This window comes from Rhizobium sp. Pop5 (assembly GCF_024721175.1).
In the GTDB taxonomy this organism is placed as follows: Bacteria; Pseudomonadota; Alphaproteobacteria; order Rhizobiales; family Rhizobiaceae; genus Rhizobium.
On sequence record NZ_CP099399.1, the window covers coordinates 1,328,725 to 1,352,180 of the forward strand.

Genomic DNA, 23,456 nt, shown 5'->3' on the forward strand with positions numbered 1-23,456 from the left:
GCGATCATGCGGGGACGGCATGCGGGCCAGAAGCCCATGACGACATGCAGGGAGGAGATGCATTCGATGAGCACAGTTGCCACCACCGATCCGGTTCTGACGCCGGAGCAAGCGGGCGGGATGTCGATCAGAAGCCGGCTGCAGGATGCGCTGCCGAAGATCGTGCTGGCGCCGAGCTTCGTCATCACGCTGATCTTCGTCTACGGCTTCATCGTCTGGACGGCCTATCTCTCCTTCACCAATTCCAAGACCTTTCCCTCCTATGAACTGACCGGCGCGCGCGCCTATCAGCGGCTGTGGCGCTGGACCTTCGAGAACGATCCGCCGTCTTCCTGGTATACCTCGATCACCAACATGGCGATCTTCGGCTTCCTCTATGTCGGCATCTGCCTGGCGCTTGGCCTGCTGCTCGCCATCCTGCTCGACCAGAAGATCCGCGGCGAGGGGTTGCTCAGACCGATCTTCCTCTATCCGATGGCGCTTTCCTTCATCGTCACCGGGGTCGCCTGGAAGTGGTTCCTCGATCCCGGCCTCGGGCTGGAACAGACGCTGCACCACTTCGGCTGGACGAGCTTCCACTTCGACTGGATCAAGAACAAGGACTTCGTCATCTATACCGTCGTCATCGCCGGTGTCTGGCAGGCCTCCGGCTTCGTCATGGCGATGTTCCTCGCCGGTCTGCGCGGCATCGACGGCGAGATCATGAAGGCGGCGCAGATCGATGGCGCCTCGCCCTTTCAGCTCTATCGCCGCATCATCATCCCGCTGTTGCGCCCGATCTTCCTGTCGGCCTTCATCGTGCTCGCCCATATGGCGATCAAGTCCTATGACCTGGTGGTGGCGCTGACCTCGGGCGGTCCCGGCGGCTCGGCCTGGCTGCCGTCGAACTTCATGTATGAATACACCTTCAAGCGCAACGAGATGGCCGTCGGCTCGGCCAGCGCCATCATCATGCTGATGACGATCTCGGCGATCATCGTTCCCTATCTCTATTCCGAACTGAAGGAGAAGGCCCGATGAGCGGCGTCACCTCTGCGATCGGCACGTCCTCATCGGCAGCGGCGGCCAAAGCTCTCGAGCGCGGCAACAGCGCCCGCTGGATCGGCCGCATCGTCATCTACGGCCTGCTGGTGATCTTCGCCATCCTCTACCTGATGCCGCTCTTCGTCATGCTGACGACCTCGTTCAAGACGATGGACGAGATCCAGAACGGCAACATGCTGGCGCTGCCGCAGGCGCCGACCTTCGATCCCTGGGTCAAGGCCTGGGGCGAGGCCTGCGTCGGGCTCACCTGCGCCGGCATCAAGGGCTACTTCTGGAACTCGATCAAAATGGTGGTGCCGGCGGTGGCGATCTCCACCTTCATGGGCGCGCTGAACGGTTATGTCCTGACCAAGTGGCGCTTCCCCGGCCATACGCTGGTGTTCGGGCTGATGCTGTTTGCCTGCTTCATTCCGTTCCAGTCGGTGCTCTTGCCGATGGCGACCATCCTCGGCTCGCTCGGCCGCTTCGGGGTGACGCTGCAGAACGCCACCGGCCTCAGTTTCGGCTTCGGCAATTCCACCGTCAATCTGGTCTTCGTCCATGTCGTCTATGGCTTGGGCTTCACGACGCTGTTCTTCCGCAATTTCTACGAGGCCTTCCCGACCGAGCTGGTCCGGGCCGCCCAGGTCGATGGCGCCAGTTTCTTCCAGATCTTCCGCCGCATCATGCTGCCGAACTCGCTGCCGATCATCGTCGTCACCGTCATCTACCAGTTCACCAACATCTGGAACGACTTCCTGTTTGCCTCGGCCTATGCCGGCACCGGTGACTCCATGCCGATGACGGTGGCGCTCAACAATGTCGTCAACACCTCGACCGGGGTGGTCGAATACAATGTCAACATGGCGGCGGCGATGATCGCCGCCGTGCCGACGCTCATCGTCTATATCCTCGCCGGCCGCTACTTCGTGCGTGGCCTGATGGCGGGCGCAGTCAAAGGGTAACCCATGGCTTTCCTGGAAATCTCCGGCCTCAGAAAGCGCTTCGGCGCCGTCGACATCCTCAAGGGCATCGATCTCGAACTCGAAAAGGGCGGCTTCCTGGTGCTGGTCGGCCCGTCCGGCTGCGGCAAGTCGACCCTGCTCAACACCATTGCCGGACTGGAGACGATCACCTCAGGCGAGATCAGGATCGACGGGCGCGCCGTCAACGGCCTGCATCCTTCCAAGCGCGACATCGCCATGGTGTTCCAGTCCTATGCGCTCTATCCGAACATGACGGTGGCGGGCAACATCGCCTTCGGCATGGAGATGCGCGGCGTGCCGCAGGAAGAGCGCAAGCAGGCGATCGACAAGGTCGCCAAGGTGCTGCAGATCGGCCATCTGCTTGACCGCAAGCCGAGCCAGCTGTCGGGCGGCCAGCGCCAGCGCGTCGCCATGGGCCGGGCGCTCGTGCGCGATCCCAAGCTCTTCCTGTTCGACGAACCCTTATCCAACCTCGACGCCAAGCTCCGCGTCGACATGCGCATCGAGATCAAACGGCTGCATCAGGCGACCGGCAAGACCATCGTCTACGTCACCCACGACCAGATCGAGGCGATGACGCTGGCGACCAAGATCGCCGTGATGAAGGATGGCATCGTCCAGCAGTTCGGCACGCCGGCCGAGATCTACAACAATCCCGCCAACATGTTCGTCGCCGACTTCATGGGCTCACCGGCGATGAACCTGGTCAAGGCCTCGGTCGAGAACGGCGCAGCCGGCCTTGCCGTCTCGCTCGAGCGGCCGAATGCCGCGCCGCTGACGCTGCCCGTTACGGCAGGCGCCAACGGCCTCTCCTCCTATGCCGGCCGGCAGGTGATCTTCGGCATCCGGCCCGAGGCGCTGACCGATCCCGACGGCGCCGACCGCAATGCCCGCTCGCTCACCGAAGGCGACTGCCTGATCGAGGTCGTCGAACCGGCCGGCTCCGACACCTTCGCCGTCACCAAGCTCGGCGGCAAGGAAGTCGTCGCCCGCCTGCGCGCCGATGCCGGCATCGCTCCAGGCCAGCACACTCGCCTCGCTTTCAATCTCGACAAGGCCGTCTTCTTCGATCCCGAAACACAGGCAAGGATCGCGTGAGGTCAGGTGCTAAAATGAGCAATTCGCCTGACATTACCATCATCGGCTCGGGCATCGGCGGCTCCACGGTCGCCGCCGGTCTCGCCGCGACGGGTGCTCGGATCTTGATCCTCGAAGCCGGCGACCACATCACAGACCTTCCCGTCAATCGAGACCAGCGCGCCATTTTTCAGCGAGGCCATTTCCGGCCGAAGGAGACGTGGTACGAAGCCGACGGCAAGGGCTTCAATCCCGGCAACTACTACAATGTCGGCGGAAATTCGAAATTCTACGGCGCCGTCCTGTCGCGCTATCGCAGGCAAGATTTCGGCGTCATCGAACACCGGGAGGGCGTGTCGCCGGCCTGGCCGTTTCCCTATGAGGAACTGGAGCCGTGGTACTCAAAGGCGGAACATCTCTATCAGGTGCGCAGCAGCCTCGGCGACGACCCCACGGAACCCTACCATTCGGCCGCCTACGAATACCCAGCCGTTCCCGATGAACCGCCGATCGCCGATGTCAGGGCGCGGCTCAAGGGGAAGGGTCTGCATCCATTTTCCCTGCCGCTCGGCCTGGATCTGGACGCCTGGCTCTCCAAGGCACAAACGCCGTGGGATGCGCATCCGAACGCCCGCGATGGCAAGATGGACGCCGAGACTGCGGCGCTAGCGGTGGCGCTCAGGCACGAGAATGTGAGCCTCGAAACCAATGCTCGCGTAACCAAGCTTGAGACGGGAGCAGGCAGCCGGATCGACCGAGTCACCTATGTCAAAAACGGGCGGGCGGTGACCATTTCGTCGAAGCTCGTGATCCTTTCCGCCGGCGCCGTCCAGTCGTCAGTGCTTTTGCTGCGCTCGAAAAACGACCGCTTCCCGAGGGGGCTCGCGAACTCTTCCGACCAGGTCGGCCGCAACTTCATGAACCACAACGCGTCCGCCGTCATCGGCGTCTCGCCGAGGTTCAAAAACACCGCCATCTACCAGAAGACTTTTGCCTTCAACGATTTCTACCTCTCGGACGGAGAGGGAGGACCACCCCTCGGCAACGTCCAGCTTCTGGGCCGCATCTCCGAAAAGGTCCTCAAGGGCTCCCTGCCGCAAACGCCGGAATGGCTTCTGCGGTTCATCACAAGCCATGCCATCGACTTCTACGCGATGAGTGAGGATGTTCCCAATCCCGAAAGCCGCGTCATGGTGGATGGAGATAGGATCATTCTCCAATGGCAGCGAACCAACTGGGACGCCCATCTTGCCCTCGTCGCCAAGCTGAAGGCGATCCTGAAATCGATCGGGTTTCCGATTGTGCTCTCAAGACCTTTCGACAAGCGCACGCCTTCCCACCAATGCGGAACGATCCGCATCGGAAACGACCCGGCGACGGCGCCGCTGGACACCTACTGCCGTTCCTACGACCACCAAAACCTCTTCGTCGTCGACGCCGGCTTCCTGCCCACGTCGGCTGCGGTCAACCCTGCGCTGACTGTTGCGAGCCAGGCGCTCCGCGTCGCAGATCACATTGCATCCAAGGACTTGCAGACCTCTGTGCCGGGGTCGGAACCGCTGGCACCTGCCGAAAACCGCTCAAAACTCTGAACGCGCCACCGGCCACTGGTCGCCAGGTCGCAGCAACAGGAAAGTAAGATGGCATTCGACTACATCATCACCGGCGCCGGTCCCGCAGGATGCGTGCTTGCAAACCGGCTGAGCGAAGATCCCGATGTGAAGGTCCTGCTTCTCGAAGCCGGCGGCGGCGACTGGAATCCTCTCTTTCACATGCCGGCCGGCTTTGCCAAGATGACCAAGGGTGTGGCCAGTTGGGGATGGCAGACCGTTCCCCAGAAGCACATGAAGGACAGGGTGCTTCGCTATACGCAGGCGAAGGTCATCGGTGGCGGTTCGTCGATCAACGCTCAGCTCTACACCCGCGGAAACGCGGCGGATTATAATCTCTGGGCCTGTGAAGACGGCTGCGAGGGTTGGGACTACCGTTCGATCCTGCCCTATTTCAAGCGTGCGGAGGATAACCAGCGTTTCGCCGATGATTACCACGCCTATGGTGGTCCGCTCGGCGTCTCGATGCCGGCTGCGCCGCTGCCGATCTGCGATGCCTATATCCGCGCGGGGCAGGAACTTGGCATCCCCTATAATCACGACTTCAACGGCCGCCAGCAGGCGGGAGTCGGGTTCTATCAGCTGACGCAGCGCAATCGTCGCCGGTCATCGGCTTCGCTCGCCTATCTTTCGCCGATCAAGAACCGGAAGAACCTGACGGTGCGCACCGGTGCGCGCGTCGCGCGCATTATCCTGGAGGGAACACGTGCGGTCGGCGTCGAGATCGCGACCTCGCGTGGACCGGATATCGTGCGCGCCGACCGTGAAGTCTTGGTTTCGTCGGGGGCGATCGGCTCGCCGAAGCTCCTTCTGCAATCCGGCATCGGACCGGCCGATCATCTCAGGTCGGTGGGCGTCAAGGTGCTCCACGATCTGCCTGGTGTCGGCGGCAATCTCCAGGATCACCTGGATCTTTTCGTCATCGCCGAATGCACGGGCGACCACACTTATGACGGCGTGGCGAAGCTTCACCGCACGCTTTGGGCGGGGATACAATATGTCCTGTTCCGCACCGGTCCGGTCGCATCGTCGCTCTTCGAAACGGGCGGGTTCTGGTACGCCGATCCCGATGCACGTTCTCCCGATATCCAGTTCCATCTCGGCCTGGGCTCCGGCATTGAGGCGGGCGTCGAGCGGCTCAAGAACGCGGGTGTCACGCTCAACTCCGCCTATCTGCATCCGCGCTCGCGAGGGACGGTGCGTCTGTCGTCATCCGACCCGAGTGACGCGCCCCTGATCGATCCCAACTACTGGTCTGATCCCCACGACAGAAACATGTCCCTGGAGGGGCTCAAGATCGCGCGCGAGATCATGCAGCAGGCGGCGCTGAAGCCCTTTGTCCTGGCCGAAAGGCTCCCCGGGCTGAAGGTCGTGACTGACGAGCAGCTATTCGACTATGGCTGCGCCAACGCCAAGACCGACCATCATCCCGTCGGCACCTGCAAGATGGGAATAGGGCCTGATGCAGTTGTCGGGCTGGATCTCAAGGTTCAGGGCCTCGAGGGGCTCAGGGTCTGCGATTCCTCGGTCATGCCGCGCGTGCCGTCGTGCAATACCAACGCTCCGACGATCATGGTCGGCGAAAAGGGATCGGACCTCATTCGAGGGTTGCCACCGCTTGCGCCCACCATCTTCGCCTACGAGCGCAACGATGCGAGGCCCCGAGCCCGCGCCGAAATCCGGTAAGCCTTTCGAGAGGAGCACGACAATGTCTGAAGTGAGAGTTGCAGTACTTGGTGCCTCGGGTTGGATGGGAAAGGTCCACACCATGGCCTATCAGACCTTTCCCCATTTCTTCGGCGTATCTGATGGAACGGCGCGGATCGTGGCTCTCGTCGAAGGCAATCAGAAGGCCGTTGAGGATCTTGCCGTCAGAGCGCCCGGCGCAAAAATCATTCCGGATTGGCAGCAAGCGGTCGCCGATCCCGATGTCGATCTGATCGATATCTGCCTGCCCGACCATCTTCACTACCAGGTGGCCAAGGCGGCCCTGCTGGCGGGCAAGCATGTCTATTGCGAGAAGCCCTTGGCAAACACTGCCGAGGAAGCGCGGGAACTCGCCGATATCGCCAGGGAAAAAGGTGTCATCACCCGCGTCGGACACGCCTTTCCGCGCAATCCCGTCCATGATCTGGCGAAGGACATCATTCAGTCCGGCGAAATCGGCGAGATCAAACTGTTCCGCGGCTGCCAGCACGTCGACATGTATGGTGATCCCACAGCGCCCTTCATGTGGCGCGCCGATGGTAAGCTTGCGCCGACCGGCATCGTCGGCGATACCGGCTCGCACATTTTCAGCTTCATGGATTTTCTGGTCGGCCGCGTCAGTTCCCTGATCGCCGACAATCTGATTGTGACCCCGCGCAGGCCCGTCGTCGAGGGCCTTGCCTATGGCGAGCAGGTAAAACTGTCAGGCAATGAGTCTTGGGCCGAAATCACCAATCCCGACGCAACGAACCTGCTGTGCCGGTTCGAAAACGGCGCCGGCGGAATCGTCGATTTCAGCCGTGTCGCGACTGGCCGCAAGTTCATGCAGACTTACGAAGTCTATGGAACGAAAGGCAGCATTGCCTATACCTATGACGAGATAAACCGGCTGCGCTTTTATTCGAACGACGACCGGACGGGACGGCGCGGTTTCCGCGAGATCGATGTCGGTCCTGAAAACCCCACCTTCCGCGCTTTCCTTCCACTACCGAACTTCGGCATAGGCTACAACGAAAGCAAGATCATCGAGGTGGCCGAGGTCATTCGCTCGATCGTCGCAATGAAACCGATGTGGCCGACATTCGAAACCGGCCACCACATCTGCCAGATCGTCGATGCATGTATGGAGTCCTCCCGGCAGAGGTGCTGGGTCGATATCCCGCTCAATTGATTGTGACGAGCCGATGACCGCAGACGTTCCGCAGGAAATCCTTGATGCACTGACCGATGTCGATATGCCGCGGCTTCCGCCGGAGGCTGCTGCTTCCGCAATGGCCCGGCTCGCCGGCATCGACGTGCCAATCTACCAAGCCGGCTGCGTCGTCATCGGATCCGGTGCGGCAGGTCTGCGGGCTGCGGTGGAACTGAAGCGGCGTGGCGATGACGTCGTCATCATAAGTCAGAGCGCATGGGGCGGAACCTCGGCCTGCTCGGGATCGGATAAGCAGACCCTTCACACCGCAAACACGGCCGATCAGGGCGACAATTACAAGGCGATGGCCCGCGCCATCCGCAGCGGCGGCGCCATGGACGAGGACACGGCCTATGTCGAGGCGGTGGGTTCGTCGCGGATGATGGCGTCGCTGCAATTTCTGGGCCTGCCGCTACCTCAGGACCCTCTGGGTGGGACGCTGAGATATCAGACCGACCACGACGAGGTCGGTCGCGCCACCAGCTGCGGCCCGCGCACCTCGCGGCTGATGGTCAAGGTGCTGGCCGAGGAAGTGATCCGGCTCGGTGTGCCGTTCTTTAATCAGACCACCGCGGTCAAGATCCTCACCGAGGGCGAGGGAGCTGACCGCCGTGTCGTCGGCCTCCTCGTCATGCGCGCCGGAGACCGTACGGACGAGAACCCGCTCGGCATCGCGGTATTTGTCAGCGGGGTGATGGTGCTTGCAGCCGGCGGGCCGGGCGAACTTTATCGCGACAGCGTCTATCCCAACGGCTGTTTCGGCTCGCTCGGCCTGGCCCTGGAGGCGGGCATCGCGCTCGTCAACCTGACCGAAAGCCAGTTCGGCATCGGAACGCGCAGGGAAGGCTTTCCATGGAACCTCTCCGGCACCTACGTCCAGGCGATCCCGCATATCTATTCGGTCGATGCTGAAGGTGGCGAACATCATTTCCTGGCGGAGTATTACCGCAGCACCCAGGAATTGGCGTCGAATGTCTTCCGCAAGGGCTATCAGTGGCCGTTTCACGCGACGCGTATGCTCGATTTCGGCTCGAGCCTGGTGGATCTCGCCATCTATCGCGAAACCGCCGCAGGGCGGCGTGTGTTTATGGACTTCAAGCGCAATCCTCTGCCAGTGCCGGGCGATCTGACGTTCAGCCTGGAGAGACTGGACGAGGACGTCCGCCTCTATCTCGGCAATGCCGGCGCCGATCAGGACAAACCGATCGACCGGTTGAAGCATATGAACCCGCTCGCGATCGAGCTCTATCGCCGCTACAAGATCGACATCGCCGAGGAGCCGCTGGAATTCGCGGTCAACAACCAGCACATGAACGGCGGCATCATGGTGGACACCTGGGGCCGCAGCAATCTCAGGGGCTGTTACGCGGTCGGCGAGGCCGCCGGCACGCATGGCGTGACCAGACCGGGCGGAGCGGCGCTGAATGCCGGGCAGGTCTTCGGCACACGGGCAGCCGAGCACATCAGCGCGAGCGGCAGGGCAAGACAGGCCACAGCGGAGGAGATCACCGCGACGGCGGAGGCGGGCATTACTGATCTTCTGGGCGCTCTCCGGACGGATAGCCCACTCACGGTCAAATCGATTCGTTCGGAAGTGCAGACGCGCATGAGCGAGAAGGCCGGCATCATCTGCGATCGGGAGAGTGTCAGCGGCGCCTTGAGTGAAGCGCGCAAGCTGAATGCGGAGATTCGCGACAAGGGCATCGCCTATGGTCGCGGAGCGGAAGCGGCTCGCGGTGTGCAGTGGCGGCACATGGCACTCGCGTCGGAAGCCGTGCTCAGCGCGCTTGACTTCTTCATCCGCAATGGAGGCGGCAGCCGTGGCGCGCGAGCAATATGCGATGAGCAAGGCGAATGCCTTCCGCTGGCGCATTCCGGTCCATTGCAGGAATTTCGGTTCCGGAAAGAACGCCCGGCGCATCGGGAAGAGCAGATCGTCGCTCGGCTCGATGGGGATGAAATCAGGCTTTCCACGCGTAAGAATCGCACTTTCGATGAGAGTGCCAGGTCCTTTTTCGAACGGGACTGGCCGGCCTGGTTGACAGGCCGCATTTACAATCTGAAGGCGGATGAATGAGGCGATGCCAGGATCGCGATCGCTTTAGGGCACGTCGAGTTCGATCATCACGGGTGCATGGTCGCTCGTATGCTGCCAGCCACGTGGTTTTCTTCTTACGCTCGCCGAACGGAGCCACGGAGCAATGGCCGGGCTGAGCAGGAAGTGGTCGATCCGAAGTCCGGCGTCACGTTCGAAGCTGTTCCGCCAGTACTTCCAGAACGTATAGATGCGTTCCCCGGGATGCAGATGCCTGATGGCGTCTGTCCAGCCCTGGGCGACGAGATCGGCATAGGCCTTGCGGACTTCCGGTCTGAAAAGCGCATCGTCCCGCCAGCGTTCCGGCTTGTAGACGTCGATCTCCGTCGGCATGACGTTGAAATCGCCGGCGAGGATCGAAGGGATTTCGAGCTCGAGCAGATCGGCGGCATAGTTATGCAGACGACGAAACCAGCGGAGCTTGTACCCGAACTTGGGGCTCGGGAAGGGATTGCCGTTCGGAAGATAGAGGCATCCGATGACGATGCCGTCGACGACAGCTTCTATATATCGGCTATGACTGTCGTCGGGATCGCCGGGAAGACCGCGCAGCGTCAGGATTGGTGTCTTGCCCTTCGCAAGTATCGCAACCCCATTCCAGGATTTCTGTCCGTGCCAGACGGCGCCGTAGCCGGCCTGTTCGATCTCCCTTTGGGGGAACCTGGTGTCGTCTGTCTTGAGTTCCTGGAGGCAGGCCACATCGGGAGCGTCCTCCTTTAGCCAACGCAACAGGTTATCCAGCCGCCCATTGATTCCGTTGACGTTGTAGGTTGCGATTTTCATGAGACCCCCAAGTCGAGGTGCCGCTATGCTCTAGAAATGCTCCTGGCTTTCCTCCTCGGGAAGTCCCCGGCCACCCGCCAGTCGATTTTTTTCTGGGTAGTGAGCGAGCCCGCTGTTAGGCCTCGGTCTATCGCCTTGCCACGGCTGGCTCCTCAGCGCGTTGCGCCGAAGACGAAGGCGATGGCGGCGACGATCGCTGCGGCTGTCAACGGCTGCCGTCGTATTCGGTCTTCGAGATCGCGGACGAAGCTGTTTGCTTCGGCTTTTGCCAGGCGCGCTGTTCCCGAAGCCAGCTCCGAAGCGGATTCGGCGATCCGACCGGCTTCTTTTTGAAGCGCGCGCATTTCTTCGCGATTGACGTCACGCGCCCCGGAGGTCGATCGCAGAGCGCGATCCACGAGCGGATAGTCATCGTCAAGCCTGGTGGGGTCCGGCTCCCGCTTCACGCGCGCAGCCTCCTCGGTGTCGGTGCGGCCGGCAGGAATCGAGGTGTGTGTGGCTGACACCGGGTCGGAGGCGGGGAAGCTGTCCTCGATGCCTTTGTCGAGGTTGCCTTTTCGAGCCTGCCTGCGCTGTTCTGCCTGCTCCTTGCGCATGGATTGGACTGCGGGGGATTCGTTAGGATTTGCCATCGGGATTTCCTCCATTGCACTTCGAATAATCAAAGCGATGACGGGGAAAGAAGTTCCGTAGGAATGCGTTGCCGTCCCACTTGGCACAATTTGTCGATGAGAAGACCAAGCGGCTCGCTACGCAGTACTGGCAAGTCGGCATCGCACGGACTTTTTCTGGAGTCTTAGGCGTGGCAATTAAATAGGTCGGACCAAGGTCCCGGTTGTTTTGGTACCTAGGTCCGGTTGCATTATGGCTTCGGAACAGCGACAAATCTCATGCGTCCCATAACTGTGTGGGAGCGTCGAAGAAGGATGAACGAGGCTGGCAATGAGTATCTCGAAACGCGATTTTCTGAGATTGGGTGGCGGTGCAGCCGCTGCCTTCATAGCTGCCGCATCTCCAGCGACATTGAATTTCGACGGTTCCTTTCCTCTTCTGGCGATGAAACGCGCCCAGGCAAAAGACGGCAACAATGGCAACGGTGGCGGGAACGGAAACGGCAATAGCGGCAATAGCGGCAACGGTGGCGGGAACGGCAATAGCGGAGGGAATGGGAACGGCGGCGGCAACGGTGGTGGTAGCGGCAACGGAGGAGGAAGTGGCAATGGAGGAGGAAATGGCAATGGCGGCGGCAATGGGGGAGGGAATTCCGGAAATAGCGCCGGCGGGAACTCCAACCGCGATTCGGGATCCTCTTCCTCTGCGGCAGGCTCGTCGCAAGCCTCTGGAGCGCGAGCGACCGAAGCTTCCGATGGCTCGATCGACGTCCGTCACGCGAACGGTATCACTGAAACCCTGCGAGGTGGTCGCTATATCATGAAGGACGGCAAAGGCAGGACGATTATAAGCCGGCAAGGGACCATCAGCGATACCCGTCGGCTGAGCCGCTTCTTGCGGTAGAGCAAGTTCAACGAGATCTGTGCGGCCGCTTTTTGCGTCCGATGTTAGTGCCGTTCGCGCCATTGCAGAGCCGCCTCGGTTCTGTTCGAGGCGCCGAGCTTGCTCAGAATCTGTGTCATATGGTGCTTGACAGTCTTTTCCTGCAGGCCGAGACGCAAGCCGATATGCTTGTTCGACAAGCCTTGGGCGACGAGATCCATCACCTCGCGTTCCCGCGGCGTCAAGCCGTTTTTGTCGGAGGTTCCGCCCTGCAGCGAGCTCTCCATGACCTTTGCTGACATCGTCGGCGAGATATATCGCGTTCCGCTGAGAATGGTGCGGATCGCTTCGGCAAGGCCGCGCGAGCCTACGCCTTTGAGAACATAGCCCATCGCCCCCCGCTGTAAGGCCCCAAGCAAGGTGTCCACTTCTTCCGATACGGTCAACATCAGGACCTTCGTGGAAGGGCTGAGCGCCAGAACCTCACCGATTGCGGAGAGCCCGCCGCCGGGCATGGAGACATCGAGAAGCATGACATCGGGGCGGCTGTTTGCAGCGATCATGGCCGCATCATCGCTACTGGCGCCTTCCCCGACGACGACGAAGTTGCTGATCTCCGACAGGCTGCGGGTTACGCCCTCACGAAAAAGAGGGTGGTCGTCCACGACGCCGATGGTGATTGCTGTCATCTCTCGTCTCCCACTTCCATAGGCTCGAAGATCATGGTCACGGTCGTTCCCCCTTCGCCTGTCCTGATGTCGAAGGATCCTCCCAGGCTGTCGATGCGTTCCCGAAGGCCAACCAGGCCGAGGCTCGACGGCCTTACCTCGCTCGGATCGAAGCCGTCGCCGCGGTCGCTGACCTCGACGCGGACATGACCATTGTGCGAGACGGCCTTGACAACCTGTTGGACGCCGCCGCCGTGGCGATAAGCGTTGTTCAAGGCTTCCTGAACGAAGCGATAGATGCAGATCTTCACGGCGGGAGCAAGCTCTGGCCCATCTTCGTCAACAATCGTTTCGACGCGGGTTTCGGTCTTATGCTGATGCGCTTCGACGACACGTGTCACGATCTCGGTGATCGAGGACTTCTCGATCTGCGGCAGCACCAGCCCGCCGCAAATGTTGCGGATCTCCGTCATGGCTTCGGCAAGGCTGGAGCGTATCCAGGCAAGCTCCTTTTCGCGTGCTTCGGGCGGTGTGCTGGCGTTGACCAACAGGTCGCTGTCCAGGCGCAGCGATGCATATGCAATGTGTTGGGCCGGGCCGTCGTGCAGATCGGCGCCGATGCCGCGCAGATATGTTTCGTTCAGCGCCGCCGCCCGCTGGGAAGCGCGCTGCAGCCGCCGCTGCAGCCCGCGGTTTTCCGCCAGCAGCCTGGATAGTTCATTGACCCGTTCTTTGAGATCCTTGCGCTGCGCCTCTATCGTACGGCTGCCCCGGAATACCAGGGCGGAGAGAACAAGGAAAAAGATTGCGGTGAGGGCGGCGACGGCGCCCCAGCTCTGGAGCCTGGCATGCGCCAGGCTGTCCTCGAGCCCTTGTGCCGTCTCGTAGAATTCGAGTACGGCGACCGCCTGTCCGGACCACGGCTGGAGCACCGGATTGTAGATTTCCACAAGCGGCTTGCCGAGCGCACGCTCCTCTGTGCTTTCCGGGTCGCTGGCGATCTCGTAACGCGCGACGAGGGACCCTGTAAAGGCCCTTTGGAGCTTGTCGTTTACCGGAAACTTTCTGCCCACCAGCTCCTTCTCGTTCGAATAGAGGATGGTGCCGTCGCTTCGCCAAAGCTTGAACGAAACAAGGCGCTTGCCGAGCGCGCCTTGACCGAGCGTCTCGTCTAGAGCCTGGGCGCTGCCCTCGTCCAGCAGGGATTCCGTTTGCATGTCCGGAAGCAGCGGCGCGACCACGCTGTCCACGTATAGCGCCGTCGCTGCGGCGGAATTGTGGATGACGGCGTCCTGTATGAGGTGGGTGACGAGAAGGCCCACCAGGAACATGGCGACGATCGATATGAACCCACCCGCGATGAAGAACTGGGAGGCGAGCGAGCGGGCATTCCAGCGGCGAAGCCAAATCATTTTGATACCGGCATGAAACTTCTCGATTAACCTATCGCGTCTTCAGAGTTTTTCCAGACGGTATCACGGCACGTCCCGTGTATCGAAGATTTCGGCGCCTCTTATGCTCTCTGTCAAGGGGAGGCTATCGCCGGACATGGCTGCGCCGAACATGTAAAGAAGACCGGCCAGAACGATAACGAGGGCGATGACGGACGCATTCCAGGCCTCATCGACTTTGGATCTATTACTCTGGGCCATGTTCGGACCTCCTTCGGTTTCGTTCGAAACGGAGCCGTTCGATGACCCGTTCCATCAAACGGGCTTCAGTCGGAAAGCGCCGGGACCAAGGTCCGATGCCCGTAGACATCGCCAGATTCAGTCATATTTCAGCATCGACGGAATGACGCCATTTGGCGTACGCTCGCGTACCAATCGCAAGATTCCGACAATCGTCGTCGGTTCTTATAATCATTCTTAATTCGAACGTGGTTGACTTGCCCTTGAAAGTTCGAGGGCCTGCATCCATGCCGACAATATTCCGCATCTCAACCGCAGCACTGATCCTGCTGTCGGCCGCTACGTTTGCGGCTGCCGACGACTGGCGGGTCGTCAAGGCGACAGATCAAGCGAAATATACCGTCGACAGAACGAATTGGCTGGACCTGCACGCCGGCGATGTGGTCCCTAACCGGGCATGGGTCTCGACCGGTCCGCGTGGGCGAGCTCAGCTTGCCAGAGGCGTCGAGAGCATCACCTTTCAGCCGAACACACTCGCCTCCATCACCGGATATGGAGGTTTTCTGGCACCGCAGACGCAGATCGTCCAGCAGGTCGGCTCTCTCGATCTCGAAATCGAGAAGCGAAGCCAGCCTCATACGACCGTGCAGACGCCCTATCTCGCAGCCGTCGTGAAAGGGACGATCTTCCACGTGACGGTCGGCAAGACGAAGGCATCCGTTTCTGTCGATCGCGGCCTGGTGCAGGTCACTTCCTTCGCAAGTGGCCAGTTGTCGAATGTCGGGCCGCACCAGAGCGCGTCCGTCGACAGCAAGGCCGGCATGACGGTGAAGGGCGAAGTATCCAAGCCCGAGATCACGTCGGTTTCCCCTTCGGTCGCAAGGGTTCCGGCCGTCGGCGCCACGCAACTCGCGGGCGCAGTCGAAGCGTCCGAGGCCAAGAACAAATCCTCGGCTACGAGCAAGGACACCAGCTCCAGCGCGAAGGACGACGGCAATAGCGGGAAGGGCAAAGGCAGCGATAGCAGCAGCCGCAGCAATGACAGCGCTGACAGCAGCGGTGGACACGGCAATGGCGGCGGCGGTGGTAATGGCAATTCCGGCGGAAGCGGCAATAGCGGTAATGGCAATTCCGGCGGAAACGGTAACGGTAATTCCGGCGGCACCGGCAACGGTAACGGCGGCAGTAATGGAAACGGCGGCGGCAACGGAAACGGAAATGGTGGTGGCCACGGTAACGGCAATTCCGATGGCAACGGCAACGGCCATGGGAATGGCAATGGCAATGGCAATGGCAACGGCGGGAATGACAATAATCATGGCGGCGGAAACGGTAACGGCAATTCCGGCGGAAACGGCAAGGGCAAGGACAAGTGAAAGGCATGGCTAAGGCGGCCGGAGACTATGTCTCCGGTAGCATCGGCACTATCACGGTTCGAATTTTGCTTATCGCCGCGATGCTGGCGCTGCCCCTGGTTGGCCCCAGCAGCGACTTCATCCAGGGGTCGAACAACAGCCTTTTCGCCAAGAGATTCGAATGGGCGCCTCGCAAGGCCAGCGGCAATATCGTTTTCGTTGCAATCGACAAGCGGTCCCTTGATGCCGTCGGAACATGGCCGTGGCCGCGAAGCGTCTATGCGAGCCTGCTCGACAAGCTGATCGCGTCGGGCGCCAGGGATATCTTCCTCGACGTCGATTTCAGTGCGTTTTCCAGCAAGCAGGAGGACGACCGTCTTGCTGCGGCGCTGGAGAGAGCCGGGGGAGGCGTTCTTCTGCCCGTATTCCGGCAGCAGCAGACGGCGTCATCGTCTGAAACGGCGGTGACAAGGCCAATCTCGCGTTTTCTTCAAAATGCCTGGCCGGCATTTGCCAACGTGGCGATGGATACGGACGGGATCGTCCGTCGTTTCGATCTGGGAAGTCAGTTTGACGGAAACCCTACCCAGTCCGCTGCGGCCGCCCTCGGCAGGATAGACCGCAGCGACGGTTCCTTGCCGGTCGATTACTCGATAAGGCCGGACACCGTGCCGACGTTCTCGTTGTCCCAAGTGCTTGACGGCACCGTGCCGGCCGAAGCAATCAGAGACCGCTCGGTGGTGGTCGGAGCATCGGCAGCGGAACTCAAGGATATTTTCGCCGTTCCCGTGTATGGAGCGATCGCCGGCCCGCTCATCCATGTCCTCGCCGCCGAGACGCTGCTCCAGAACCGTTTCCTCAGAACCTTCGATCAGGCGCCGCTGGAACTCTTGTTTGCAGCGATCCTTATCATTGCAGTGGTCTGGCGCCGTTCGGCCGGACTGATCACGATCATGGCGACCGGGCTGATCATCGTCATTGTTGGTGAGGTCGGCGCATTTCTGTTGCAGTGGCGCTATGGCCTGCTTATCGGGACCGCGGTGCCGTGGGCGATGCTGATGCTTGCCTGGATGCTGGCCCTGAACGAGCGGGTCGATCTCGGCCGGATGCTTGTGGCCATCGCCAATACGGAGACTCGCAACACCAGGCGTCTGATGCGGCGGATCATCGCCGACAGTTCGGACGGCGTCGTCGCATTCGACAGTAATCTCAAGATCGTCGAGGCAAGCGAATCCGCGAAGGCCGTATTGCGAGCCGGTGTCGGTGCCTCCCTTCTCGGTGCTGTTCACACCGCCGTCATCGATATCGTGGGCAGGCTGATTTCAGAACACGATGCCGAACCGGGCAAGATACATACGGGCCTCGTCAATTTCTTCGATAACAGCGGTTCGCAGGCCGCGCACTACGAGGCGTCCGTCACGATTGCACCAGTCGAGCGGACCAATGCGCAGCCGTCGGCGGCACGCCGACGGTTTGCCGGCTGCCTGATCATACGCGACGTCAGCGCACGACATGAATATGAAGAGCGGCTTAAGAGGCTGTCCGAACTGGATGAACTCACCGGGCTGCTCAACCGTCGGGAGTTTGCGTCTCGACTGACCGCCCTCCGTGGCAAAGTCTTCGTCTGTGTACTGGATATCGACCGTTTCTCGTCGCTTTGCGCCACTCTCGGGCGCGACGTGGGGGACGAGCTTCTGGAGGCCGTGGCGGCCAGGCTGCAAAATGCGTTCGCCGGCGATCTCTTGGCCAGGCTAGACGGCGGCCATTTCGGCGTCGCCACCTCGGCGATGGACGAAGGTTCGATCGAAGGCTTCGCGGATAGTCTCCTCGCGCTGTTCGAAGAGCCCGTGCCGATCCGCGGTGCGGCTGTGCCGATCTCGGTCCGCCTCGGAATAGCTCGCTCGGGCGAAGCCGATCCCCGCGCTCTCCCGAACGCCGCTGAATCGGCGCTGGATGCCGCGAGGGCTTCGCCAGGCCTAAGATGGTGCTCTTTCGATCCTTCCACTGCCGTTCGCCAGGCCCGGTCGCGCCGGCTGGAACAGGATATGCGCGACGCTCTGCAGAACCGGCAGTTCTTCTTGCTGTTCCAGCCGCAGATCGAACTCGCGGATGGACGGCTTGTCGGCGCGGAGGCTTTGATCCGATGGAACCATCCCGAGTTCGGATTGATATCTCCGGCCGAATTCATCCCGATCGCCGAATCGTCCGGCCTGATCTGCGATATCGGCCGCTGGACGCTGTTCGAAGCTTGCACCGAGGCGGCCGCCTGGCCTGCCGAACTCAGCGTCGCCGTCAACGTCTCGGCGCTTCAGTTCGAGCGCTCCGACATTGAAGCCGACGTCAGGGCGGCACTGTCCTCGAGCGGGCTTCCTTCTTCGCGATTGTGCCTTGAGCTGACGGAATCAACGTTCCTCGATCAAGGTGGGCCGTCGATCGCAAAGATAGGCGCGCTTCGCGAAACAGGAGTCGTCATCGCCTTGGACGATTTCGGCACCGGCTACTCGTCGATGAGCTATCTCGCCGACCTTCCTCTCGACAAGCTCAAGATCGACCAATCTTTCGTCAGGCGAATGAACGGCAATCCCAACGCCTTCGAGATTGTGCGGGCGATAATTTCCCTGGCGCACGGCTTGAACCTGCAGGTTGTTGCCGAAGGTATCGAAAACGAAGCGGAAGCTGAAGCGCTGCATCGGCTTGGATGCGAGATGGGGCAGGGCTATCTCTTTGGGAGACCTGATGATTCTGCTCGCATGCTTTCCAAATGGAGCGTCTGGAAGCTCTTATCTGCCGAGGCATGACTGCTCGCCTGGTTTGCGTGCCAGGGACGCCGTGTCACCTTGAAGCCCGCGCGTAGGAAAACTGGTCCATCGCGCGGATGACATGCTGCTCGATCTCGAAGCAGGTCTCGTCATATTCCCGTATCAGCTTCTGCTTGAATGCCTGCCTTCGGATCAGGTCGCGGGCCTCTGCTGCCATCTGGTAGGCCTCGAACAGCTCAAGCTGCCACGGATCGCGGGATTCCATGATCAGTGTCCGCATTTGCGGCAGACGCATCGCAAGGCGCTTGCGCCCAGCCTCCCGGCGGTTGGAACGTACCATATCCTCAGTCTCCTGCCGTGCCCGCGACGAGAGGGCTTCTCGATCTGCAAATAGCGCCGGCAACAGACATTGAAATGGGATCTAGGACCAAAGACCGGGCCCCATCGGACTGTGGTCCGGGTGGGGGAACGACCCCGCATTCAGGTCGTTGGGTTTGCAGCGGTCGGGAAGGCCGCGTCAAACAGAAGGAGGAGAAAATGCTCTCCAAGCTTATCGTAGGTGCGGCAACTGCCGTGACCCTCATGTCGGGCGTCGCATTCGCCCAATCTTCGACCGTCAACGGTGCGGCCGGCGGTGCAGTTACCGGAGCGATCGTAGGTGGACCGGTTGGTGCGGCTGTCGGTGGCGTTGCGGGCGCCGTCGTCGGTACCGCAATCGATCCGCCGCCGCAGAAGGTCGTCACCTATGTCCGCGAGGCTCCGGCGCCTTCGGCGCGCGTAGTCGTGAAGGAAAAGATCGTCGTCGGCCAGCCGCTGCCGGAGACAGTCGTTGTTACGCCTATTCCGGATAGCCCGAAATATGCTTATGCGGTGGTCAACGATGAGCGCATCATCGTCGAGCCGTCGTCACGCAAGGTGATCCAGGTTGTCAAGTGACCTGATCCCATACGCGGCTGCTGCCGCGTCACCCTTCCGGAAATCATCGTTTAAAGCCTGAGACCGCCGCACGACGCACGGCAATGTCGTCGTGCGGCCAAAAACAGAGAGATCGTTATGAAAATCAACACACTCGCTGTCGTGATGACTGCGCTTTCCCTCGGCGTCTCGCCCATCTGCATTATGTCCGCCTCGGCGCAGGATGCGCCGATTCTCCCGAAGAAGGGTGCCGCCCAAAGCGGCCAGTCCAGCGGGGGCGCGACCCAGCAGCCGGATTCCGGCGGCGCCTCGGGAACCGGCCAAGCCACGCAGCCGTCTTCCGGCTCCGAGGGAGGCTCGTCAGGCGCATCCTCCAGCACCACCACCGACGGATCTTCCGGTCAGACTGAAACGCAGCCCAAGGCCAAGGCGCAGTCTGGAAGCTCGACCAGTTCGGGTACTGTGGGCACGGACAGCTCGAAGACGTCCAATTCTGGACAGTCTTCGACGGAAAGCCAGAAGCCGGCCGGCAGCCAGGACACAGGCACATCGACGGGCTCCGGCGAGACCCAGAAGTCCGGCGACGCGGCAAAGTCTCCGAGCGGCTCGACCGAGACCCAGTCGAACAGCAAGACGAACGTCGAAAATAACACGAAGACCGAGACGACCAACACGACCAATGTGAACATCTCGGTCGAGCAGAAGACGGAAATCCGCAAGGTTGTGAAGGAAGTTCACGTCGAGCCGGTTCAAGAAACAGATTTCACGGTCTCGGTCGGCACCACCATCCCGAAGAAGATCAGGCTCGAGCCGCTGCCGCCCGAGATCATCAAGATCGTACCGCAGTACAAGGCCTACCGCTTCTTCATTCTCGCGGATGGCCGGATCGTCATCGTCGATCCTTCCGCATTCACAATCGTCTACATCATCTCGGCGTAAAGCGTCGCGCCAGCGTCCCCGGTGGCACCTTCGCCGCCGGGACGGGGAGAAGGACCATGATCTATTCCGAAGAGAAATCCGGTGGTCTCGCGGTTCCGCTGATCGCCATCCTGCTGGCAATCGCCGGCATTCTTGCCGCGCTTGTCGCCACCGGCGGCGGCCATGACAGTGCCGCCGGCCGCGTCTGGGTTCCGCAGGCTCAACATCAGGGTTCGGTCAAATGAACGCCGTCGCATCCGTTGCCTTTGGCGTCGTCAGCTCGGTTGGCGCCTGTATCGCCGCCGCATCCGTCGCATCCCACGTGGTGGCGGATTCCGAACCTCCTGCTTTCACGGATCTCTCGGCGCGTGATCTCTGGACAACGAAGCCGGTGAAAATCGATCCTCGGCAGCAGCACTATGAAAGAATTCCGCCGCTGTATTCCAGCTATGTCACCGAAGCGTCGGCTGTCACGAGATCAAAGGCGAAGCCGGAGCCTGTCTCCACGCCGAGCGAGCCCATGACATCGACGCCGAAACTTTCCGACGACCACCTTGTCTGGTGCGCGGAACGCTTCCACTCCTTCGATCCCGCAACCAACAGCTATCGATCCTATCGCGGCGAGATCCGCGAATGCTCTTCGCCGTTCCAGCGGAATGTCGCTGAGACCGATGAGCACATCGGCACGGCAAATGGGAAGGCGGCAGCCTGGTGTGCCGCTCGCTATAAGTCCTATCGTCCGGAAGACAATACCTACCAGCCATGGGACGGACCGCGGCGCGTCTGCGATGCTCCGGGCATCGGTCAGAACCTGGTCGCGACGAGAAATTGATCATCGGCGGCGATCGGCGAGATGGGTACCAAAACGCACCCTTTGGACGGTCAGACCAAAGTCCATGTCGCAAACGCTGCGGTTGTGATAGTCGGTTGCATTAGAAGGTTGGGAGATAAGGGATGGCGACGCTGATCACAGACATCCAGCAGGCACAGACAAGGCTTCGGCTCTTGAGCCGGGCGGAGCGGGGAGCCCTGATCATCCGCATCCTCCACGAACTGAAGACGCATCGGCAGGAGGTTCTCGGAAACGTGCCCGCCGAGCGCTGCGTCTGGATCGACAGGTTGATCGCTTCCGTTTCTTCGACCATATCCGAAATCGCCAACATGCAGGACGGCGAATTCAATCGCGTTCTGAACGAGTTCGAAAAGCTCATGGCGACGCTCAACGGCATCCCGCACACGCCGAAGACAATTCACTGAGACGTCGTCCAGAGTCTCCTGGAAAACCGGCAAAACTCGAATTTCCGCAGCCGCGCTGTTATCAGCGATTCACGACGCCTTGGCCTCGAAAGTCGGGGCGAAATCACCCAGCGATTTTGCCTTGAGGATCATGCCCTCGATATCCTGCTCTACGATCGCTTCGAGATCGGCGAAGCTGTCGATGACATAATAAATCGGCTGAAGGATATCGATCCGGTAGGGTGTCCGGAGCACGCTCAAGAGATCGAATGGGCGGAATTCGCATGCCTTGCCTTCCATTGCAGCCTTCGCTTCGCTCGGAGACGAGACGATGCCTGCGCCGAAGCAACGGCGGCCCTGCGGCGTGTTGATCAGGCCGAATTCGACGGTGAACCAGAAGATCCGGAACAGATGCCATGAATAGCCCTTGCCGAGGCGGACCGCGGTCTCGCCGAAATGCCGGACGAAATTGGCGTAGCTCTGGTTGGTCAGCATCGGGCAGTGGCCGAAAACCTCGTGGAACAGGTCCGGTTCCTCGATGTAGTCGATATGCTCGCGCCTGCGCAGGAAGGTTGCAAGCGGGAATTTGCCTTGCGACAGAAGTTCATAAAAGCGCGAGGGCGGAATGAGCGCCGGCACGCCTTCGACGCCGAAGCCGGTGGTCTCGGCCAGGCGCCGGTTCACATCGAGGAGCTGAGGCACCTTGTCCGGCGTCAGCCCCAGCATTTCGACGCCGTCCAGATATTCGCGGCAGGCGGTATCGGCCAGCAGCTTCATCTGACGCCGGTAGAGTTCACCCCAAATCGCATCTTCCTCAGGAGTATAGGGATACAAACCATCCGGGCCGGGTAGTTTGGCGGTGTAACTGCTTTCTTTGGTCATATCTGATCCTCCCAGACGTGGCGATATTTCTGCCATTATGATCCGGGTTTGGAGGATTTTCTTTTCTTTCGTGCTGGATTTTGCCATGCTGGTGGCAAATATTCCCGAATGAGATGCGAAAAATGAAAGAACCTGGGAATTTTCGCCGCAAGCTTCTGCAACTCATCCAGGCCGATGGCAGCCTGTCGCTGGCAGACCTGGCGGAAAAGGCCGGCATGTCGCAGAGCTCGGCCTGGCGGAAGATCCAGGAGCTGGAAGCTGACGGCGTCATCCGCAAGCGCGTGACGCTGCTCGATCCCGGAAAACTCGATCTCAAGCTTTGCGTGATCGCTCATGTGACGCTGGAGGATCACCATGAAGAGGCGGTCGCCTCTTTCGCGTCTGTGGTGCTGGAGCGGCCTGAGATCATGGAGTGTTACGCCCTGTCGGGCGCCTTCGACTACATGCTGAAGATCAGGGCGAGGGACGTGGAAAGCTACGAGGCCTTCATGACCCGCTACCTCATGCGCAACCCGCATGTGCGCACCGTCGTATCGAGCTTCGTGCTGCGCGAGCTGAAATTCTCGACCGAACTGCCGCTCTGACGTTTGTCGCCCGACTGCGCGCGCATTTATCGAGCATGGTCGCCACGAGAGCTGCCCGGCATGTGTATCGGAAAGCCTTCGAATGTCTTGAGCGTATCAAGCACGATCGACGTCTTCACGTGCTGCACGGATTCATGGGGCAACAGAACATCGTTGACGAATTTTGAAAGGTCGGCGAGCCCACGGGTCGCGACCTTCAGGTGATAGTCCATTTCGCCGGTCAGCGCATAGGCTTCCAGAACTTCCGGCAACCCATTGATCAACTGCGAAAACCGGCGGGCATTGTCTCTGTTATGGGTAGCAAGGGTCACGGAAATGACCACCAGCATATCGAGGCCCAGTTTCTGTTGATCGAGGTAAGCCCGGTAGCTGCGAATATATCCTTCGGACTCCAATCTCGTGCGCCGGCGCGAGCATTGCGAGGGTGAAAGTGCGATCCGCTCGCCCAGCTCGTTGTTCGTCAAACGGCCGTCCTTCTGGAGTTCCTGAAGCAGGCGCAAATCCAGTTTATCGAGCTGTTCATCCATTGCGCAAAATCCTA

Annotated in this window: 24 protein-coding genes; 16 read left to right on the forward strand and 8 right to left on the reverse strand. The window is 60.8% G+C overall.

What is annotated here, in order from left to right; genetic code table 11:
* Nucleotides 1–66 precede the first annotated feature (66 nt).
* Genes NE852_RS08720 through NE852_RS08750 form a run of 7 tightly spaced genes read left to right on the forward strand, consistent with a single transcriptional unit; the run spans nt 67 to nt 9,672 of the window.
* On the forward strand, nt 67–1,020 hold the full coding sequence (locus NE852_RS08720; RefSeq protein ID WP_258156407.1) for a carbohydrate ABC transporter permease: 954 nt from the start codon (nt 67–69) through the stop codon (nt 1,018–1,020).
* On the forward strand, nt 1,017–1,988 hold the full coding sequence (locus NE852_RS08725) for a carbohydrate ABC transporter permease (RefSeq protein WP_008521178.1): 972 nt from the start codon (nt 1,017–1,019) through the stop codon (nt 1,986–1,988). The genes NE852_RS08720 and NE852_RS08725 overlap by 4 nt, the downstream gene beginning before the upstream one ends.
* A 3-nt stretch (nt 1,989–1,991) precedes the next feature.
* Nucleotides 1,992–3,107: an ABC transporter ATP-binding protein gene (locus NE852_RS08730; RefSeq protein ID WP_258156408.1), complete on the forward strand. Its 1,116-nt coding sequence runs from the start codon at nt 1,992–1,994 to the stop codon at nt 3,105–3,107.
* Between the two features lie 14 nt (nt 3,108–3,121).
* Entirely contained in the window at nt 3,122–4,678 is a 1,557-nt protein-coding gene (locus NE852_RS08735) for a GMC oxidoreductase (protein ID WP_008527521.1), read from the forward strand.
* A 48-nt stretch (nt 4,679–4,726) separates the two neighbouring features.
* Nucleotides 4,727–6,382, forward strand: coding sequence for a GMC family oxidoreductase (locus tag NE852_RS08740; RefSeq protein WP_258156409.1), 1,656 nt, complete (start codon nt 4,727–4,729; stop codon nt 6,380–6,382).
* Nucleotides 6,383–6,404: 22 nt separating this feature from the next.
* The gene (locus tag NE852_RS08745; RefSeq protein ID WP_258156410.1) at nt 6,405–7,574 is read left to right on the forward strand and encodes a Gfo/Idh/MocA family protein; all 1,170 of its coding nucleotides are present in this window, start codon (nt 6,405–6,407) and stop codon (nt 7,572–7,574) included.
* 13 nt (nt 7,575–7,587) lie between these two features.
* Entirely contained in the window at nt 7,588–9,672 is a 2,085-nt protein-coding gene (locus NE852_RS08750; protein WP_008527496.1) for an FAD-binding protein, read from the forward strand.
* Nucleotides 9,673–9,696: 24 nt separating this feature from the next.
* On the opposite strand, the gene xth is transcribed toward NE852_RS08750, so the two are convergent.
* Together xth and NE852_RS08760 are read right to left on the reverse strand one after the other, a co-directional pair.
* Nucleotides 9,697–10,473 (reverse strand): exodeoxyribonuclease III, encoded by a 777-nt coding sequence (xth, locus tag NE852_RS08755; RefSeq protein WP_258156411.1) that lies wholly within the window; start codon nt 10,471–10,473, stop codon nt 9,697–9,699.
* A gap of 152 nt (nt 10,474–10,625) precedes the next feature.
* Nucleotides 10,626–11,105, reverse strand: coding sequence for a hypothetical protein (locus NE852_RS08760; RefSeq protein WP_008527489.1), 480 nt, complete (start codon nt 11,103–11,105; stop codon nt 10,626–10,628).
* A 310-nt stretch (nt 11,106–11,415) separates the two neighbouring features.
* Between NE852_RS08760 and NE852_RS08765 the strand changes: the two genes are divergently transcribed.
* A complete protein-coding gene (locus NE852_RS08765; protein WP_128623545.1) occupies nt 11,416–11,988 on the forward strand; it encodes a hypothetical protein in 573 nt (190 codons plus the stop codon).
* 44 nt (nt 11,989–12,032) lie between these two features.
* Here the strand turns inward: NE852_RS08765 and NE852_RS08770 are convergent, their stop codons facing one another.
* From NE852_RS08770 to NE852_RS08780, 3 genes are all read right to left on the reverse strand, one after another.
* Nucleotides 12,033–12,656, reverse strand: coding sequence for a response regulator transcription factor (locus NE852_RS08770; protein ID WP_008527484.1), 624 nt, complete (start codon nt 12,654–12,656; stop codon nt 12,033–12,035).
* A complete protein-coding gene (locus NE852_RS08775) occupies nt 12,653–14,047 on the reverse strand; it encodes a sensor histidine kinase (protein ID WP_008527483.1) in 1,395 nt (464 codons plus the stop codon). Before NE852_RS08775 ends, NE852_RS08770 begins: the two co-directional genes overlap by 4 nt.
* Nucleotides 14,048–14,110: 63 nt before the next feature.
* The gene (locus NE852_RS08780) at nt 14,111–14,287 is read right to left on the reverse strand and encodes a hypothetical protein (RefSeq protein ID WP_008527481.1); all 177 of its coding nucleotides are present in this window, start codon (nt 14,285–14,287) and stop codon (nt 14,111–14,113) included.
* 266 nt (nt 14,288–14,553) lie between these two features.
* Between NE852_RS08780 and NE852_RS08785 the strand changes: the two genes are divergently transcribed.
* Complete coding sequence (locus NE852_RS08785; RefSeq protein WP_008527480.1) at nt 14,554–15,642, forward strand: hypothetical protein; 1,089 nt, start codon at nt 14,554–14,556, stop codon at nt 15,640–15,642.
* Between the two features lie 5 nt (nt 15,643–15,647).
* The gene (locus NE852_RS08790) at nt 15,648–18,419 is read left to right on the forward strand and encodes an EAL domain-containing protein (RefSeq protein WP_205621941.1); all 2,772 of its coding nucleotides are present in this window, start codon (nt 15,648–15,650) and stop codon (nt 18,417–18,419) included.
* A 34-nt stretch (nt 18,420–18,453) separates the two neighbouring features.
* On the opposite strand, the gene NE852_RS08795 is transcribed toward NE852_RS08790, so the two are convergent.
* Complete coding sequence (locus NE852_RS08795) at nt 18,454–18,720, reverse strand: hypothetical protein (RefSeq protein WP_008527478.1); 267 nt, start codon at nt 18,718–18,720, stop codon at nt 18,454–18,456.
* Between the two features lie 197 nt (nt 18,721–18,917).
* Here NE852_RS08795 and NE852_RS08800 point away from each other — a divergent pair, with 197 nt between their 5' ends.
* The 5 genes from NE852_RS08800 to NE852_RS08820 all read left to right on the forward strand — a co-directional run bounded on the left by NE852_RS08800 (nt 18,918) and on the right by NE852_RS08820 (nt 21,470).
* Nucleotides 18,918–19,316 (forward strand): DUF1236 domain-containing protein, encoded by a 399-nt coding sequence (locus tag NE852_RS08800; protein ID WP_258156412.1) that lies wholly within the window; start codon nt 18,918–18,920, stop codon nt 19,314–19,316.
* 117 nt (nt 19,317–19,433) lie between these two features.
* On the forward strand, nt 19,434–20,234 hold the full coding sequence (locus tag NE852_RS08805) for a DUF1236 domain-containing protein (protein ID WP_008527471.1): 801 nt from the start codon (nt 19,434–19,436) through the stop codon (nt 20,232–20,234).
* Between the two features lie 56 nt (nt 20,235–20,290).
* Nucleotides 20,291–20,458, forward strand: coding sequence for a hypothetical protein (locus NE852_RS08810; RefSeq protein ID WP_008527469.1), 168 nt, complete (start codon nt 20,291–20,293; stop codon nt 20,456–20,458).
* A complete protein-coding gene (locus tag NE852_RS08815; RefSeq protein ID WP_008527468.1) occupies nt 20,455–21,045 on the forward strand; it encodes a BA14K family protein in 591 nt (196 codons plus the stop codon). The genes NE852_RS08810 and NE852_RS08815 overlap by 4 nt, the downstream gene beginning before the upstream one ends.
* Nucleotides 21,046–21,167: 122 nt before the next feature.
* Complete coding sequence (locus NE852_RS08820) at nt 21,168–21,470, forward strand: hypothetical protein (RefSeq protein WP_008527466.1); 303 nt, start codon at nt 21,168–21,170, stop codon at nt 21,468–21,470.
* A 69-nt stretch (nt 21,471–21,539) separates the two neighbouring features.
* Here NE852_RS08820 and NE852_RS08825 read toward each other — a convergent pair whose 3' ends face one another.
* Complete coding sequence (locus NE852_RS08825; protein ID WP_008527464.1) at nt 21,540–22,331, reverse strand: phenylalanine 4-monooxygenase; 792 nt, start codon at nt 22,329–22,331, stop codon at nt 21,540–21,542.
* A 122-nt stretch (nt 22,332–22,453) separates the two neighbouring features.
* Here NE852_RS08825 and NE852_RS08830 point away from each other — a divergent pair, with 122 nt between their 5' ends.
* Nucleotides 22,454–22,915 (forward strand): Lrp/AsnC family transcriptional regulator, encoded by a 462-nt coding sequence (locus NE852_RS08830; RefSeq protein WP_008527462.1) that lies wholly within the window; start codon nt 22,454–22,456, stop codon nt 22,913–22,915.
* Between the two features lie 26 nt (nt 22,916–22,941).
* Here the strand turns inward: NE852_RS08830 and NE852_RS08835 are convergent, their stop codons facing one another.
* Nucleotides 22,942–23,442, reverse strand: a complete 501-nt coding sequence (locus NE852_RS08835; protein ID WP_008527460.1) for an Lrp/AsnC family transcriptional regulator — start codon at nt 23,440–23,442, stop codon at nt 22,942–22,944.
* Nucleotides 23,443–23,456: the final 14 nt, after the last annotated feature.

Excerpts from the sequence above, each read along its gene's own strand:
- NE852_RS08785 (WP_008527480.1), top strand. The coding sequence starts at position 14,554 with ATGCCGACAATATTCCGCATCTCAACCGCAGCACTGATCCTGCTGTCG.
- NE852_RS08795 (WP_008527478.1), bottom strand. The coding sequence starts at position 18,720 with ATGGTACGTTCCAACCGCCGGGAGGCTGGGCGCAAGCGCCTTGCGATG.
- NE852_RS08800 (WP_258156412.1), top strand. The coding sequence starts at position 18,918 with ATGCTCTCCAAGCTTATCGTAGGTGCGGCAACTGCCGTGACCCTCATG.
- NE852_RS08820 (WP_008527466.1), top strand. The coding sequence starts at position 21,168 with ATGGCGACGCTGATCACAGACATCCAGCAGGCACAGACAAGGCTTCGG.
- NE852_RS08775 (WP_008527483.1), bottom strand. The coding sequence starts at position 14,047 with ATGATTTGGCTTCGCCGCTGGAATGCCCGCTCGCTCGCCTCCCAGTTC.
- xth (WP_258156411.1), bottom strand. The coding sequence starts at position 10,473 with ATGAAAATCGCAACCTACAACGTCAACGGAATCAATGGGCGGCTGGAT.
- NE852_RS08730 (WP_258156408.1), top strand. The coding sequence starts at position 1,992 with ATGGCTTTCCTGGAAATCTCCGGCCTCAGAAAGCGCTTCGGCGCCGTC.
- NE852_RS08810 (WP_008527469.1), top strand. The coding sequence starts at position 20,291 with ATGATCTATTCCGAAGAGAAATCCGGTGGTCTCGCGGTTCCGCTGATC.
- NE852_RS08770 (WP_008527484.1), bottom strand. The coding sequence starts at position 12,656 with ATGACAGCAATCACCATCGGCGTCGTGGACGACCACCCTCTTTTTCGT.
- NE852_RS08750 (WP_008527496.1), top strand. The coding sequence starts at position 7,588 with ATGACCGCAGACGTTCCGCAGGAAATCCTTGATGCACTGACCGATGTC.
- NE852_RS08765 (WP_128623545.1), top strand. The coding sequence starts at position 11,416 with ATGAGTATCTCGAAACGCGATTTTCTGAGATTGGGTGGCGGTGCAGCC.
- NE852_RS08815 (WP_008527468.1), top strand. The coding sequence starts at position 20,455 with ATGAACGCCGTCGCATCCGTTGCCTTTGGCGTCGTCAGCTCGGTTGGC.
- NE852_RS08825 (WP_008527464.1), bottom strand. The coding sequence starts at position 22,331 with ATGACCAAAGAAAGCAGTTACACCGCCAAACTACCCGGCCCGGATGGT.
- NE852_RS08725 (WP_008521178.1), top strand. The coding sequence starts at position 1,017 with ATGAGCGGCGTCACCTCTGCGATCGGCACGTCCTCATCGGCAGCGGCG.
- NE852_RS08760 (WP_008527489.1), bottom strand. The coding sequence starts at position 11,105 with ATGGCAAATCCTAACGAATCCCCCGCAGTCCAATCCATGCGCAAGGAG.
- NE852_RS08740 (WP_258156409.1), top strand. The coding sequence starts at position 4,727 with ATGGCATTCGACTACATCATCACCGGCGCCGGTCCCGCAGGATGCGTG.
- NE852_RS08805 (WP_008527471.1), top strand. The coding sequence starts at position 19,434 with ATGAAAATCAACACACTCGCTGTCGTGATGACTGCGCTTTCCCTCGGC.
- NE852_RS08830 (WP_008527462.1), top strand. The coding sequence starts at position 22,454 with ATGAAAGAACCTGGGAATTTTCGCCGCAAGCTTCTGCAACTCATCCAG.
- NE852_RS08735 (WP_008527521.1), top strand. The coding sequence starts at position 3,122 with ATGAGCAATTCGCCTGACATTACCATCATCGGCTCGGGCATCGGCGGC.
- NE852_RS08745 (WP_258156410.1), top strand. The coding sequence starts at position 6,405 with ATGTCTGAAGTGAGAGTTGCAGTACTTGGTGCCTCGGGTTGGATGGGA.
- NE852_RS08790 (WP_205621941.1), top strand. The coding sequence starts at position 15,648 with ATGGCTAAGGCGGCCGGAGACTATGTCTCCGGTAGCATCGGCACTATC.
- NE852_RS08835 (WP_008527460.1), bottom strand. The coding sequence starts at position 23,442 with ATGGATGAACAGCTCGATAAACTGGATTTGCGCCTGCTTCAGGAACTC.
- NE852_RS08780 (WP_008527481.1), bottom strand. The coding sequence starts at position 14,287 with ATGGCCCAGAGTAATAGATCCAAAGTCGATGAGGCCTGGAATGCGTCC.
- NE852_RS08720 (WP_258156407.1), top strand. The coding sequence starts at position 67 with ATGAGCACAGTTGCCACCACCGATCCGGTTCTGACGCCGGAGCAAGCG.